Origin of the sequence: Phaeobacter sp. BS52 (assembly GCF_045040595.1) — a bacterium.
GTDB lineage: Bacteria > Pseudomonadota > Alphaproteobacteria > Rhodobacterales > Rhodobacteraceae > Phaeobacter > Phaeobacter piscinae.
The window spans coordinates 639,914-654,624 of sequence record NZ_CP090662.1 but is presented as its reverse complement, the minus strand read 5'-3'; the positions used below and the strand labels follow the sequence as shown (position 1 = coordinate 654,624).

11 protein-coding genes and 2 pseudogenes are annotated in these 14,711 nt (G+C 61.1%); 4 read left to right on the top strand and 9 right to left on the bottom strand.

Annotation, left to right across the window (positions count from 1 at the left end):
* The first annotated feature begins 32 nt into the window (after window positions 1-32).
* Both L0Z65_RS03160 and L0Z65_RS03155 read left to right on the top strand, forming a co-directional pair.
* Window positions 33-1,245, top strand: a pseudogene (locus L0Z65_RS03160) (multidrug effflux MFS transporter).
* Between the two features lie 137 nt (window positions 1,246-1,382).
* A pseudogene (locus tag L0Z65_RS03155) lies at window positions 1,383-2,772 on the top strand (short-chain fatty acyl-CoA regulator family protein).
* 104 nt (window positions 2,773-2,876) lie between these two features.
* On the opposite strand, the gene L0Z65_RS03150 reads toward L0Z65_RS03155, so the two are convergent.
* The 6 genes from L0Z65_RS03150 to L0Z65_RS03125 form a co-directional block, all read right to left on the bottom strand.
* The gene (locus L0Z65_RS03150) at window positions 2,877-3,065 is read right to left on the bottom strand and encodes a hypothetical protein (protein ID WP_040170432.1); all 189 of its coding nucleotides are present in this window, start codon (window positions 3,063-3,065) and stop codon (window positions 2,877-2,879) included.
* A gap of 323 nt (window positions 3,066-3,388) precedes the next feature.
* Window positions 3,389-3,628, bottom strand: coding sequence for a YdcH family protein (locus tag L0Z65_RS03145; protein ID WP_014875165.1), 240 nt, complete (start codon window positions 3,626-3,628; stop codon window positions 3,389-3,391).
* A gap of 180 nt (window positions 3,629-3,808) precedes the next feature.
* Window positions 3,809-5,464 carry a choline dehydrogenase gene (gene betA / locus L0Z65_RS03140; RefSeq protein WP_405110689.1) on the bottom strand — a complete coding sequence of 552 codons (1,656 nt, stop codon included), beginning with the start codon at window positions 5,462-5,464 and terminating at the stop codon, window positions 3,809-3,811.
* A 210-nt stretch (window positions 5,465-5,674) separates the two neighbouring features.
* On the bottom strand, window positions 5,675-7,132 hold the full coding sequence (betB, locus tag L0Z65_RS03135; RefSeq protein ID WP_405110686.1) for a betaine-aldehyde dehydrogenase: 1,458 nt from the start codon (window positions 7,130-7,132) through the stop codon (window positions 5,675-5,677).
* Between the two features lie 62 nt (window positions 7,133-7,194).
* A complete protein-coding gene (gene betC / locus L0Z65_RS03130) occupies window positions 7,195-8,703 on the bottom strand; it encodes a choline-sulfatase (protein ID WP_405110683.1) in 1,509 nt (502 codons plus the stop codon).
* A 183-nt stretch (window positions 8,704-8,886) separates the two neighbouring features.
* Window positions 8,887-10,095 (bottom strand): BCCT family transporter, encoded by a 1,209-nt coding sequence (locus L0Z65_RS03125; protein ID WP_096871731.1) that lies wholly within the window; start codon window positions 10,093-10,095, stop codon window positions 8,887-8,889.
* A gap of 160 nt (window positions 10,096-10,255) precedes the next feature.
* Between L0Z65_RS03125 and betI the strand changes: the two genes are divergently transcribed.
* On the top strand, window positions 10,256-10,831 hold the full coding sequence (betI, locus tag L0Z65_RS03120; RefSeq protein ID WP_096871732.1) for a choline-responsive transcriptional repressor BetI: 576 nt from the start codon (window positions 10,256-10,258) through the stop codon (window positions 10,829-10,831).
* Window positions 10,832-10,863: 32 nt separating this feature from the next.
* Here the strand turns inward: betI and L0Z65_RS03115 are convergent, their stop codons facing one another.
* The 3 genes from L0Z65_RS03115 to L0Z65_RS03105 form a co-directional block, all read right to left on the bottom strand.
* A complete protein-coding gene (locus tag L0Z65_RS03115) occupies window positions 10,864-11,967 on the bottom strand; it encodes a DUF1036 domain-containing protein (protein WP_405110679.1) in 1,104 nt (367 codons plus the stop codon).
* A 66-nt stretch (window positions 11,968-12,033) separates the two neighbouring features.
* Complete coding sequence (locus L0Z65_RS03110) at window positions 12,034-12,981, bottom strand: DMT family transporter (RefSeq protein ID WP_405110676.1); 948 nt, start codon at window positions 12,979-12,981, stop codon at window positions 12,034-12,036.
* Window positions 12,982-13,106: 125 nt separating this feature from the next.
* The gene (locus L0Z65_RS03105; protein WP_405110673.1) at window positions 13,107-13,712 is read right to left on the bottom strand and encodes a LysE/ArgO family amino acid transporter; all 606 of its coding nucleotides are present in this window, start codon (window positions 13,710-13,712) and stop codon (window positions 13,107-13,109) included.
* Between the two features lie 114 nt (window positions 13,713-13,826).
* Between L0Z65_RS03105 and L0Z65_RS03100 the strand changes: the two genes are divergently transcribed.
* Entirely contained in the window at window positions 13,827-14,711 is an 885-nt protein-coding gene (locus tag L0Z65_RS03100) for a LysR family transcriptional regulator ArgP (RefSeq protein WP_405110670.1), read from the top strand.

The following is a 14,711-nucleotide window of genomic DNA, read 5'->3' as shown; positions in this document are numbered from 1 at the left end:
ACAATCGCTGCGGTGTGACCTAACTCGTTCACATGCGAACCATTCCGCGGCGATTTCTGGACCGCCGGTCCAACCCGAATATCGGCACGCTGATCCTGCTATCAGGACTGTCGGCGCTGGCGATGAATATCTTTCTGCCCTCCCTTCCCGGGATGGCGCGGTATTTCAATGCCGACTACAGCCTGATGCAGTTGTCGGTCGCGCTCTACCTTACGGTGAGCGCGGTGGTCCAGATCTTTGTCGGACCGATATCGGACAAATTGGGACGGCGCCCGGTGATCCTCTGGGGGGTGGCGCTGTTCCTATTGGCAACGCTGGGCTGTCTTTACGCGCCCTCGGCCGAGATTTTCCTGTTGTTTCGGATGTGCCAGGCCATCGTTGCCTCGGCCATGGTGCTGAGCCGCGCCGCCGTGCGCGATATCTATGACAGTGATCAGGCCGCCAGCATGATCGGCTATGTCACCATGGGCATGGCGGTGGTGCCGATGATCGGCCCGGTGATTGGCGGCGCGTTGGAGGAAACGCTGGGCTGGAAAGCCAATTTCTGGCTGCTGATGGCGCTGGGTGCTGGCACATTTGCGATCGCCTATCTGGATCTGGGCGAAACCGCGCGCAAGAGTGGCAAGACGCTGATGGCGCAGTTCCGTGAATACCCGGAATTGCTGCGGTCGCCGCGATTCTGGGGCTATTCGCTGGCCTCAGGCCTGTCGTCAGGGGCGTTTTTTGCCTATCTGGGCGGCGCGCCCTTTATGGGGACACAGGTCTATGGGCTGTCGGCGGCGCAGCTTGGGGTCTATTTCGCCTCCCCCGCTGTTGGCTATTTCGTCGGCAATTTCCTGTCCGGGCGCTACTCTGTGCGAATTGGTCTTAATCAGATGGTACTTTGGGGCTGCCTGATCAACGGGGTTGGCGTCGCGCTGTCGCTGGGACTGGCGCTGGTTGGCGCAGATAGTGTCTATTCCTTCTTTGGCTTTATGACGTTTGTCGGGTTAGGCAACGGTATGGCGATCCCCAATGCCACGGCGGGTGCCATTTCTGTGCGCCCGCATCTGGCGGGGACAGCCTCTGGCCTGGCAGGGGCGATTATGATTGGGGTGGGCGCGGGTCTCAGCGCTTATGCCAGGCTATCTGCTGGTGCCGGGATCAACCCCGGTGCCCCTGCTGGCCATCATGCTGGGGACCGCCGTTCTGGGATTCGTCTCGATCCGGGTGGTAATCCGTCGCGAGAAATCACTGGGTATCTGAACCGGGTATCTGAACCGGGTATCTGAAAGGAGCCGTTCCGCAGCCGGGGCGCTCAAGACCCCAGTCCAGCCCCCTATTGCGCCAATTGATTTGCAATTCTACAATTGTGACACTCTCAGTTTGCAAAGGTAGCTCACATGGCGCAACAGAAACTCTATGCCGGGGCCAAGCTGCGGGAAATGCGGCTGCGCTTGTCGCTGACGCAAAAGGAGTTTGCCGCCAAACTGGGCGTCTCCCTGCCCTATCTCAATCAGATGGAAAACAACAACCGGCCGGTATCGACAACTGTGGTGCTGGCGCTGGCGCAGGAGTTCGGTCTGGATGTGACAGAGCTGTCTGCCGGCGACAGTGAGCGGCTGGTCAGTGACATGCGCGAAGTGATGGCTGATCCGGTTTTTGCCGATGACACGCCCCCGATGGCCGATCTGCGGCTGACGGCTTCCAACGCACCAGCCCTGGCGCGGGCGCTGCTGACCCTGCACCGTGCCTATCGACAGACCCATGAACGGCTGGCCTCACTCGATGAAGCCCTAGGGCGGGAGGATGCGCGCATTCAGGCCTCCCCTTGGGAAGAGGTCCGTGATTTCTTCCATTATTGTGACAACTATATCGACGCGGTCGACCGCGCGGCAGAGAATTTCTGCGGGCGGCTGGATGCGCGCAGCGCGGCAATCGCGGCGCTGGATCAGGCCGGGATCAGCGTGGTATTCGGCGATATCGACGGGCTGCGCAAATTTGATCCGGCGGGAAAGGTGCTGCGACTGTCCAACCGGGCTTCGCCGCAGACACAGCTGTTTCAGCTGCTGTTGCAGGTGGCACTGCTGCATCAGAATGACCTCTTGGAGGCGACGCTGGATTTTGCAAAATTCCACAGCGACGCGGCCCGTTCCATCGCCAAGATCGGGTTGGCCAATTACTTCGCCGGGGCGGCTATGATGCCCTATCGGCAGTTTCTGGAAGCGGCGGTCGAATGCCGCCACGATCTGGAACTTCTCTCCACGCGCTTTGGCGCCTCAATCGAGCAGGTGGCCCACCGGCTGTCGACGCTGCAGCGCCCCGGCGCCAAGGGGGTGCCGTTTTTCTTTGTGCGGGTGGATCAGGCGGGCACAATCACCAAGCGCCACTCGGCCACCAGATTGCAATTCGCCCGTTTCGGCGGCGCCTGTCCCTTATGGAATGTGCACCGCGCGTTTGAAACGCCGGGGCGGTTCCTGCGGCAATTGGCGGAAACGCCGGATGGGGTGCGCTATATCTCGCTGGCGCGGGATGTCTCAAAACCCGGCGGCTCCTTTGGCTCACCGGTACGCCGGTATGCCATCGCGCTGGGATGTGAAGTGCGCCACGCCGATGCGCTGGTCTATGCGGATACGCTGGATGTGAGCCAGGACAGCGCCTATGAGCCGATCGGGATTTCCTGTCGCATCTGCGAGCGGCGCGACTGTCATCAGCGGTCGGTGCCGCCGCTGGAACAGCCGGCTGAGCATCGACACCGACCAACGCGGCGTGCTGCCCTACGAGGTGAGCTGACCGTGTCGGCTGCGGCACAATGCCTTACAAAAGGGCGTTGCTAAGGGGTTCGCAGGGTTCCTGGTCCCCGGGTGGCGCAGCGGCCTGCACGCGAGGCAGGCAGATCAGCCGCGCAGCCGGGTCAGAAGTGTGGACACAAAGGAGGCTTTCCGGGGCGGCTCCACAACATCCGGATGGCTGATATCCTCGGCGGTCAGGACCCGGCGCACAGCCGCCAGAATTTCGGCATCGCTGTCAGTCCCAGCGGTTCCGTGCATGTCCTCACCAAAAACAGTCTGGCAGCTCTGTTCCATCTGGCGTCTCCTCAACTCTGACCGCTTCGGCAATGATCCGCGCCGAAGCCCATTCGTTCGCTGTATCCAGACTATACGAAAGCGTGGGAGATCGCCCTATTTTGCCTCAAATTTGATGAAATTTGGTTAATCTTCGCGGTGAGGCGGAAACAGTCACCCCCTATTGCCGCATTGTTTCCACAACCCGTGCAGCCGTGGCGTGCTGGGTCCGTTTTCTGCAGGCTTCATGACCAATAAGGCCCCTTCGTTGAACCTTCAGAATTGCCGCCTCCAAAACAAAAGGGCGCCCGAGGCGCCCCTCCGTGCTGTTCTTTCGGCAGAGTTCACGCCTTGGACAGAATGCCCCAGATTTCATCCTTCAGTGCGGCGCGCTGTTTGCGCAGGCCGGTTTCGGCCTCGGCGCTGACCGGTTCCACATTGGTTTCCGCACGATGCACCGCGCGGTTCACCGCGTGATACTCATCCGAAAGTTTGGCAAAATGCGCGTCAGATTGTTTCAGCTGGCTGATCTGCGCGGTTTTATCGGGGAATTCTTCGGCCAGCTCATGTGGGGTGTTGGACATCTGTTCGCTCCTTTTTCTCAGCGTCAGCCAGAGCTTAAGGCGACGGTCTGCCACCCACTTTGACGCGGATCAAACGCCGGGCGGCAGCGCATAAAAAAGACGCCCGCGCAACATTGTGCAGCGGGCGTTTCAGGGATCGTTACCAAGGGCGATCATGATACCGGGATCGCCGTACAGTGGTTAGCGCTGTGAGCCTTCCCAATTCGGGTTGAACCAGGGTTCCGCATTGGACGACGGCAGGCGACGGCCCAGAATATGGTCAGAGGCCTTCTCGCCCGTCATGATCGAGGGACCATTGAGGTTACCATTGGTGATCCGGGGGAAGATTGAGCTGTCGGCAACACGCAGCCCCTCAACGCCGATGACACGGCATTCCGGATCAACCACCGCCATCGGATCCTCAACCGCACCCATCTTGCAGGTGCCACAGGGGTGATAGGCGCTTTCCACGTGCTCTCTGATGAAGCCGTTCAGCTCTTCGTCAGACTGCAGCGCGTCGCCGGGCTGGATCTCATGTTTGACGAAGGGTTTCATCGCATCCTGCGCAAAAACCTCACGGGTCAGGCGGATACATTTGCGGAAGTCTTCCCAGTCCTTCTCCGTGGACATGTAGTTGAACAGGATCTTCGGCGCGTCCTTGGGGTCGGCAGAGGCCAGCGTGACCTCCCCGCGCGAGTCCGAGCGCATCGGGCCGACATGGGCCTGGAACCCGTGGCCTTCAGCTGCGGCCTGCCCGTCGTAGCGCACGGCAATCGGCAGGAAGTGGTATTGGATATCCGGGTAGTCCACGCCCTTGTCAGAGCGGATGAACGCGGCGCTTTCGAACTGGTTGGAGGCGCCAAGACCGGTTTTGGTGAACAGCCACTGCGCGCCCACCAGTGCCTTGCCAAAGAGGTTCCAGTATTTGAACAGGGTAATCGGCTGTTTCGAGGCGAACTGGAAATAGAACTCCAGATGGTCCTGCAGGTTCTGCCCGACGCCGGGACGGTCAACCACCACATCAATACCATGCTCGGCCAGGTGTTTTGCCGGACCAATGCCCGACAGCATCAGCAGTTTGGGCGAGTTCAGCGAAGACGCCGCAAGAATGACCTCCGCATTTGCCCGGATGACTTCGATCTTGCCGCCGCGCTCGACCTCGACGCCGACGGCGCGCCCGTCCTCAATGACCACCTTGCGCGCCAGGGCGCGGATCATCTCGCAATTGTCGCGCTTCAGGGCGGGTTTCAGATAAGCGTTGGCTGCGGACCAGCGCTGGCCCTTGTGGACCGTCATTTCCATCGGGCCAAAGCCCTCTTGCTGCTCGCCGTTGTAATCCTTGCTCACCGGGTAGCTAGCCTGTTCCCCCGCCTTGACGAAGGCCGCATGCAGCGGGTTGTCGCGGGGGCCGCGGGTCACATGCAGCGGGCCGTCGGTGCCGCGCCAATCGGGATCGCCACCATGACCGCGATCATCCCAGGTTTCCATGCGTTTGAAATAGGGCAACACGTCGGCATAGGACCAGCCCGCAGCCCCTGACTCGGCCCAGTGGTTGTAGTCGCCTGCATGGCCGCGCACATAGACCATCCCGTTGATCGACGACGACCCGCCAACCACCTTGCCGCGCGGGCAAACCAGTTCACGCCCGCCCAGATGCGGTTCCGGCTGGGATTTATAGCCCCAGTCGTACATCGACATATTCATCGGATAGCTCAGCGCGCCGGGCATCTGGATGAAGGGGCCTGCATCTGTGCCCCCGTGTTCAATGACCAGCACCGATTTACCGGCCTCTGACAGCCGGTAAGCCATGGCACAGTCGGCTGATCCGGCGCCAACAATCACATAATCCGCGTTCATTGCGTCTCTCCATTGCGGATTCGGGCTGGGTCAAGGATGCCTGTGGCACCGCGCCCTGGCGCGGCTTGTCCTTGAGGCACCCCGAATCTGCCTCATCATTGTTCTGGTCTGCTGAGGACGCAAAGCGCCCTCAGCGACCTCTCAGCAACCCCTTCCCTTTTGCCCTTTTGGGCAACGGGGCGGGTGGGTGGGCGTGGCCCAAAAGGGCAATCAGAACGCCGCTTCGACGTCGCCCATGCGGACGTAGACGGATTTCACCTGGCTGAAGTGCTTGATCGCCTCTTTCGAGTTCTCGCGGCCAACGCCCGATGCCTTCACGCCGCCGAACGGCGCCTCGACCGGCGCGTCGTTGTAGGAGTTGATGAAGCAGCTGCAGGCCTCAAGGTTGCCGATCACGCGATGGGCGCGGGTGAAGTCCTTGGTGAAAACGCCCGCGGACAGGCCGAATTCGGTGTCGTTGGCGCGAGCCACGACCTCTTCCTCGGTCTCAAAATCGAGGACGGACATGACCGGGCCAAAGATTTCCTCGCGCGCAATGGTCATATCGTCGGTCACGTCTGCGAACACTGTTGGTTCGATAAAGTAGCCGTCCTTGTCGGCGCGGTTGCCGCCGCAGATCAGGCGGGCGCCTTCTTCCTTGCCCTTCTCTATATAACCCAGCACGATGTTCATCTGGTTCTCGGTGACCATCGGGCCGAAGCTGGTGGCCTCATCCATCGGGTCGCCCAGGATGGCGTTGCCGGTGCGTTCTGCCAGACGGGCGAGGAATTTCTCCTTGATGCCCTTCTGCACGAACACGCGGGTGCCGTTTGAGCAGACCTGGCCGGAGGAGTAGAAGTTGCCGTTGATGGCGCCCCCGACGGCGTTGTCGATGTCGGCGTCATCAAAGATGATCAGCGGCGACTTGCCGCCCAGTTCCATGGTGACGTGCTTCATGCCTTCGGCAGCGGCTACATAGACCTTCTTGCCGGTCGGAACGGAGCCGGTCAGCGAGACCTTGTCGACGCGCGGATCAGTGACCAGCGCGCCGCCCACTTCGCCCATACCCTGAACGACGTTGAAGACACCTGCAGGGGCGCCAGCCTCAATCAGGATCTCGGCGACTTTCAAGGCACACAAAGGCGTGGTCTCGGACGGCTTGAACACCATCGAGTTGCCGCAGGCCAGCGCGGGCGCGCCTTTCCAGCAGGCGATCTGGGTCGGGTAGTTCCAGGCACCGATGCCGACGCAGAGGCCCAGCGCCTCGCGTTTGGTGTAAACCCAGTCCTCGCCCAGCGGGATATGCTCGCCGGTGAGGCTAGCGGCCAAGCCGCCGAAGTATTCCAGCGCATCAGCGCCAGAGGTGGCGTCAGCGACCAGAGTTTCCTGCAGCGGTTTGCCGGTGTCGTAAGTTTCCAGAACAGACAGGTCATGGTTGCGCTCGCGCATGATATCGGCGGCACGGCGCAGAATGCGGCCGCGCTCGGTGCCGGTCATCTTGGCCCAAGCCTTTTGCGCTTCCTTGGCGGTGGAGAGCGCCTGTTCCACGATCGCCGGGGTGGCGGCGTAGACGGTGGCGATTTGCTCACCCGTGGCGGCATAGATCACCGGGATCGGGGTGCCTGCGGTATCTTCAACGTATTCGCCGTTGATGAAGTGGCTGGCTTTGGGTTGTGCGGGGTGGGTCATAATTTCATGCCTCCGGCGGGGATATTTGGGGCCAGATGAACTGGCGTGATGTTTGTTTCGGGTTATTCACCGCGGGGAAAGCGTTTGCTTTCCTCGAGGGTGTCGAGATTCATGTGGTTGCGCATGTAGCGCTCCGAGGCCTTCTGCAGCGGCTGGTAATCCCAGGGGTAGTAGCCGCCCTGGCGCAGCGCCTCGTAGACGACCCAGCGGCGGGCCTGGCTGGCGCGCACCTCTGCGTCGAAAGTGTCCAGGTTCCAGCGGGCCTCTGACTTGGCGCGCAAGGATTCCAGCGTGCCTGCATGGGCCGGATCGTCCGCCAGGTTGTTGAGTTCCTGCGGGTCGGCCTCCAGATCGAACAGCTGGTCGGGGTCCAGCGCGCAGCGGTTGTATTTCCATTTGCCGTAGCGCAGCGACACCAACGGCGCATAAGAGGCCTCCGCTGCGTATTCGATGGCGACCGGTTCGCTGCGCTCGGAGCCCATCGCCAGCGGCAGCAGGTTCTGCCCGTCGGTCCAGGGTTCGATCTCCGCCATATCCACACCGGCCAGCGCGCCCAGCGTTGGGGTCACGTCCAATGTGGACACCGGCGTCTCGATCAGCCCGGCAGGCAGATTTGGTGCAGAAATCATCAGCGGTACGCGGGCGGAGCCTTCGTAAAAGCTCATCTTGAACCACAATCCCCGCTCGCCCAGCATGTCGCCGTGGTCAGAAACAAACAGGATGATCGCCTCCTGCCGGGTGGTTTCCAGCACCTCAAGGATCTCGCCGATCTTGTCATCAAGGTAGGAGATATTGGCGAAATAGGCGCGGCGGGAGCGTTTGATGTCCTCTTGCGAGATATCAAAGCTGCGCCAGTCATTGGCGTCAAAGATCCGTTTGGAGTGGTTGTCGTGATCTGCATAGTCCATCGCCGGGACCTGTGGCAGCAGATGCTCGCAATCCTCGTATAGATCCCAGTATTTCTTGCGCGCCACATAGGGGTCATGCGGATGGGTGAAGCTGACGGTCAGCGCCCAGGGGCGCTCATCCTTACCGCGCGCCAGATCATAAAGCTTGGCTTTGGCGTGATAGGCGACCTCATCGTCATATTCCATCTGGTTGGAAATCTCTGCCACCCCTGCGCCGGTGACGGATCCCATGTTGTGATACCACCAGTCGATCCGCTCACCCGGTTTGCGATAATCCGGCGTCCAGCCGAAATCGGCCGGGTAGATATCGGTGGTCAGGCGGTCCTCAAACCCGTGCATCTGGTCGGGGCCGACGAAGTGCATCTTGCCCGACAGGCAGGTGTAGTAACCCGCGCGCCGCAGGTGATGCGCATAGGTGGGAATATCGGAGCGGAATTCAGCCGCGTTGTCGTAGACGCCGGTGCGCGACGGCAGCTGACCGGACATGAAAGAGGCACGGCCCGGCGCGCAGAGCGGCGAGGCGGTATAGGCGTTTTTGAATCGGGTGGAGCGGGCTGCCAGTTTCTTGAGATTGGGCGCATGCAGGAAATCGGCGGGACCGTCGGGGAACAGCGTGCCGTTCAACTGATCAACCATCACGATGAGGATATTCGGGGCAGTCATCTTTCCAACGTCTCCTGGTCTCTGCGATGCGGCCTCTGGCCGGGTAAACTGTTACGGCGAGCGGTATCCTGCACAGGGTGGGAACCATGGCGTCTGAAACCGAAGCTGTCTGAAATCTCGGGGCGGCGAGGCCGCGAAAGGCCCCGGCCCTGCCATCTGGCGGGCCGGGGCGCCCAGTCTCACTTAGTGGGCTGTTTTGATACGATCAAAGTCGAGGGTGTTTTCCTCAGGCGATGTGGTGATCGCGGCAACTTCGCTGCGCTTCTTCGCGAAGATGTAGATCAGGCAGGCGATGTAGATGCCGATGACCACGGTTCCCACCCACTGGATCTGCAGCCACTGGCTCTGGAAGGCCAGGGTCAGGGCAAACAGCGCCACCGCATTGCCAAGCACATAAGGCAGCTTGCCCAGACGTTCGGCGCTGAGGTTCATGTTGTCGGTGTAAAGGCGGATCAGCGAGTCAAACGAGTTGATCACGAAGAGGATGCCAACGACAGTCATGGACCAGTTGATCAGACCTGCGGTCGGGATGGTGTTGAGGTGATAGAAGTAGAGCACCGAGAACCACACCGCGAGCGGGATCGACGGGAACACCAGAAGTGCGGCGAGCAGCTGCCATGTGGTCAGACCGCCGACAAAGCGCGAGGTGAACTGACCAATCATGATCGACCATGCAAACCACCAGAACAGGTAGAACTCATGATAGTCGGTCAGCGGCAGGACGAATTTGTGGATGTTGGCGAAGTAGCCGCCGATATTGCCAGCGGTGGTGGCAAATTCACCCAGCCCCATGCCTGCATAGGCCCACATGCCGAGGATCAGCGCGAAGAACAGGAAGGTCGAGGTGACCGACAGGATGCGCACATATTTGATATCGGTGGAGGAATAGGCCGCCGCCAGGATCACCAGGAAGCAGATCACATAGAAGGCCGGGATGACCGTCTCGCCGTCGCCGACTTCGGCGATGTAATAAGGCATGTAGATCAGGAACAGCGCGCCGGTGAAGGCACAGGTGGTGATGATCACCAGATTGTTCAGCAGCTTCACGATGCCGATCTCAAAGAACTTCACCCGCGGTTCGATGGCGCAGAAGTAGAATGAGGTCAGGAAGTAGAAGGCCCAGATCAGAAAGCCCCAGAAGCCGAATTCAAGCGCCAACGGATTGGTGAACGCATAGGCAGGCTCTGCCGCAGTATCCGCATATAGCGGATAGTCAAAGGCCAGCGGGAACATGATCAGCCCCACATCCAGACCCGAGGTGAACAGGATTGCGATGAAGGTGAACAATGGCACCGGGGTAACCCCGACAATGCGCATGTTCCACCACTTGATCACGCAGAAAATCACCAGCGCAAAGGCCAGCAAGATCCCGGCTGAGATGATTGTTGTCATACGTCCCTCCCTTGGATGGGCGTTGATCGCCCTTTTGACGTGTGCGGCAGGCATAGCAGAAAAATGGTCATCTCTAAACCTATTTTTAAATGGCCGTTCAAGATCCGGAATGCGCATAACAGGAGTTGAAACGCAGAGCGACCTGACGCAAGACTGGAGAATGGGTAGAAAAAGAATTCGCGACATCCGCAATGAAGAGCTGATCGAAGCCACCATCGTCGCCGTTCACCGACGCGGGTATGGTGTTGTTACCATGGCAGAAATCGCGAAGGAGGCCGGGGCCTCGGCGGCCTCGATCAACTATTACTTCGGCTCCAAGGAGGGGCTGATGGAAGCCACGATGCGCCATCTTCTGAACAAGCTGCGCGAGGCAATGATCCGGGGATATGCCACTGCCAATAGCCCGAAAGAGCGGCTTTATGCGGTGATGGATGCCAATTTTGACGATGATTTATTCAGCGTCGCGCAATGCAGTCTCTGGATGCAGTTCTGGGCCAGCGCGCCCTATTCGCCGCGCCTGTCGCGGCTGCACAGAATCAATCGCAGCCGGGTGCGCAGCCATTTTCTGGCGGAGTTGAACGGCCTGCTGCCGCAGGATCGGGTGGAGACGGCCCGCCACGCCCTGCAATGCTATATGGACGGGGTCTGGTTGCAGGCTGCCCAGTCCGAAACACCGCTGGATTCCGCCCAGGCCCGCCGCGCTGCCCACCGGGTGGTGGATCTGGCGTTGAACTGACCACGCCACCGCCGCACCGGGGGTCCCGCCGGTCAGTGCAAGGGCTGATCCTGGCGGTGATAGCGCAGCTCAGTTCCGCGCGGCATGTAGGACAGCACCAGTTCGCCCTCCGTCAGGGAGATGATCCGGTAGCAATGGGTGGGGCCGCCGTCCTCAGCCTGAGCCACCATATAGAGTCCTGCGCCTGAGGCATCATCGCAGGCGGTCTGAACCGACAACAGCTCAGTCATGGTCTCAACCGACCCGTAGAAATTATGCCGCGAGGCGCCTTCAATGATGAACAGATCATAGGCATCCGCCTGCGACACCCATCGGCCAGCCAGATCATCCAACATCAGATCATGCCGGGTCTCTGCGCGCTCTGTCAGGGAATTTAAACTGGCAAAGGTCACGCGATCGCCGGATGTCAGGCTCTCTCCCGACACCCGCACCGGCGTGCCGGGGTCCAGCGCCTGCAGCCGGTCAATGATGGCCGGATCCGTCATCCCGTCATTTGTCACGCAAAGCTGCCCCGCCCCCATCACCAATTTGCAAATCACCCGACCATCGCCGCGCTCCTCGCAGCCCTGAAAGGTCACGTCCTGATCAAAGGCGAGGTCCGCCGTCGCGCCCGCCCCCGGTATCGCCGTGCTAAGCGGACCAGCGCCGTCGGCCTTGGGGCGGGAATGGAGGCTCAGCCGGGTCACATAAGCCACCGTCGGCTGATCACTGGCGGACGGAGCGGTGGCAATATTGGTGTCAATCTTGGCAAAAAATGCGCTGTCATAGCCACGGATGGCACAATCCCGGTCGCCGTAGATCGTGAAGTCACCTGGCGCTGTGCAGAATGAGATCCGCTCGTCCAGAAACTGCCAATTCTGCGCCTCGCTGCGGAAGTAGTAGAACCGGTTCTTGAGCGACCCGTCGAGCACGCGTTCACAGGTTTCAGGTGGCAGCCCCCACCAGCCGTGAGACATCCACCGCCCGTCGTCGCGATAGGCCAGGCTGACCGACTGGGGCACAGCGGTATCGTTGCAGATCTCCAGCCCTGCGTAGCCCGGACCGTCTGATCCCCCCGCGCCTGCGGCCTGCCCCTGGGCGGGCAGCGCCAGCCCCAGCGGTGCCAGCAGAAACGCCAAGATCAGTCGGGCACGCATGAGTTCCACCTTTGTTACCGAAGCCGTTCGAGGTCCCTAGCAGCGCTATGTGACGGTTTTGCGAAATCAGACTTTTGTGGCGAGGCTGGCCGGTGTCAGGGCCCGTCGCTTCAGCACCGCCTCCCGCCAGGTGATGAAGCTGACAGCCGCCAGGATCAGGCAGCCGTCGGCGACCACCCAGATATCAACCGCCTCACCAAAGACCAGCGCCCCGAGCAGTGTGGCCCAAAGCAATTGCAAAAACGTTACCGGCTGAGTGACCGTCACCGGTGCCGAGGCGAAAGCCAGTGTCATTGTATAATGTCCAGCGGTGGCAAAGCAGGCGACCGCAAACAGGACCGCCAATTCCCACAGCGTGGGTGTCACCCAGACCACAGCGGCGAAGGGCGCAAGAAACACCGTCACCCAGATCGACAGCATCGCCACGACCACCACCGGGCTGGTGCCGTCCACAGTGGTTTTGGCCAGAAGATAAGACGCGCCGAAGGCCAGCGCGGTGAACAGCATGGCAATATGGCCTGCCTCCACCTCGCGAAATCCGGGCCGCAGGATGATCAGCGCGCCGATCAACGCCACCAGAATGGCCCCGACCCGGCGCAGCGCCATGCGTTCTCCCAGAAACAGCGCCGCCCCGATGGAGACATAGATCGGCGAGAGGTAGTTCATCGCCGTGACCTCTGCCAAGGGGATCTGGGTCATGGCAAAAAACCACAGGATCACCCCCAGGGTATGGACAAACCCGCGCATGGCAAACAGCCCCCAAAGGCGCGGTGTCAGCTGGCTCCGGCGCAGCGCGCCAATCATCGGCAACAGGAACACCAGCCCCAGCAGATACCGCAAGAACGCAGATTCCGCTGGCGGGACACGGTCGCCGAGGTATTTGACCAGCGCCGTCACCGCTACAAAGCAGAAGCCCGTCATCAGCATCCAGAACACGCCTCTCAAGGGCTGATTGGCGGCAGTGCGTGGTGCGGGCGACGGGGCGTCTTGGGGTGTTGTGGTCATGGCGGGCATGAGACCACCCGGGTCGCTGCAGAACAACCCTTCACATATGAAATATCTTCAGGCTGGGGCGATGGGTGCGGGTTTGGTCGGATAACGCGCAGATCCTCGTGACGGCAGGAGTGAGGAGACAGCCCCTACATCAACAGCAGTTTGAGCGCGATGGCCCACATGGTCAGACCCACCAGCACATCCAGCACCTGCCACGCCCGAGGACGGGCAAAGACGGGCGCCAAAAAGCTGGCGCCGTAGCCCAGCGTGAAGAAGAACACGAAGCTCGCGACCGCTGCTCCCAAGCCGAACACCAGCGGCTGCGGATATTGCGCCGAGATTGAGCCGAGCAGCACCACGGTATCCAGATAGACATGGGGGTTTAGCCAGGTGAGCGCCAGAACCGTTGCCAGCACCGGCCAGAGTGTGACCGGCGCCCCCTGCCCGTCGGCACTGTCCAGATGCGCCCCGCCACGCCAGGCCGCCATCAGGCTGCGCGCGCCGTACCACAGTAGAAACGCCGCCCCGCCCAGGCGCATCGCCATCTCAAACCACGGCACCGCCAATGCGAGAGAGCCAAACCCCAGAACACCGGCAGCGATCAACAGCGCATCGGAGCTGGCACAAGTAAAGCAGATCCAAAACACATGCTGTCGCCGCAGCCCCTGCCGCAGCACAAAGGCGTTTTGCGCACCAATGGCCATAATGAGGCTGAGGCCCAGAAAGAAACCGGCGATCAGGCTGGGGGGCATGGGGATATCCTTTGGTGGTGTCTGCGCGGACCGATCTCCGCATCTGCGACTTTGACTACGCCGCCTTAGTGCTGTACGCAAATTAATCCGAATAACCTCAATTAAGCAGAGCTAATGAAATTTGATCCCAATCACCTTGCCGCGCTCTCGGCGGTCCTGCGGCTTGGCTCCTTTGAGGCGGCGGCGCAGGCGCTGCTGGTCACGCCCTCAGCGATCTCGCAGCGGATCAAGGCGCTGGAGGATCGGATCGGCAGCAGCTTGGTGCAACGTGGCAGCCCGTGCCTTGGCACCGAGGCCGGGCTTCGCATTGCCAAACACGCCGAGGATGTGGCCTTGCTGGAAGCGGCTGTGTCAGAGGATCTGCGGCTGGAGCGCACGCCCGGTGCCTCGCGCCTGCGAGTGGCGATCAATGCGGACAGTCTGGCGACCTGGTTTGTTCCGGTGATGGCCGCCTGCGACGGGCTGCTGTTTGATCTGGTGATCGACGATCAGGATCACAGCGCCGACTGGCTGCGCCGGGGCGAGGTTTCGGCGGCGGTAACAGCCCACGCCAAGCCGGTGGCTGGCTGCGATGCCCACCCATTAGGGGCGCTGCGCTATATTGCGACGGCCTCACCAGGGTTTCGGGAGCGCTGGTTTGCCAAGGGCGTGACACAAGAGGCCGCAACGCGCGCGCCCTGTCTCATATTTAATGCCAAGGATCAGCTGCAGGGGCGCTGGCTCAGCGCACATGTCGGCAGCGGGATTGCACCGCCCGTCCATTTCCTGCCGTCCAGTCAGGCCTTTGTCGATGCCGCATTGGCAGGCGTGGGCTGGGGGATGAACCCTGAACAACTGGCAGCACCTTATCTGACGGCAGAGCAACTCTGCCCGCTGATCCCGGACACCTCATTGGATGTGCCATTGACCTGGCAGGTGAGCCGGGTACTGGCCCCGGCCCTTGCCGATGTAACACGTGCTGTGCTCAAATCAGCGCGTCGGCATCTGACGCCGATCTAA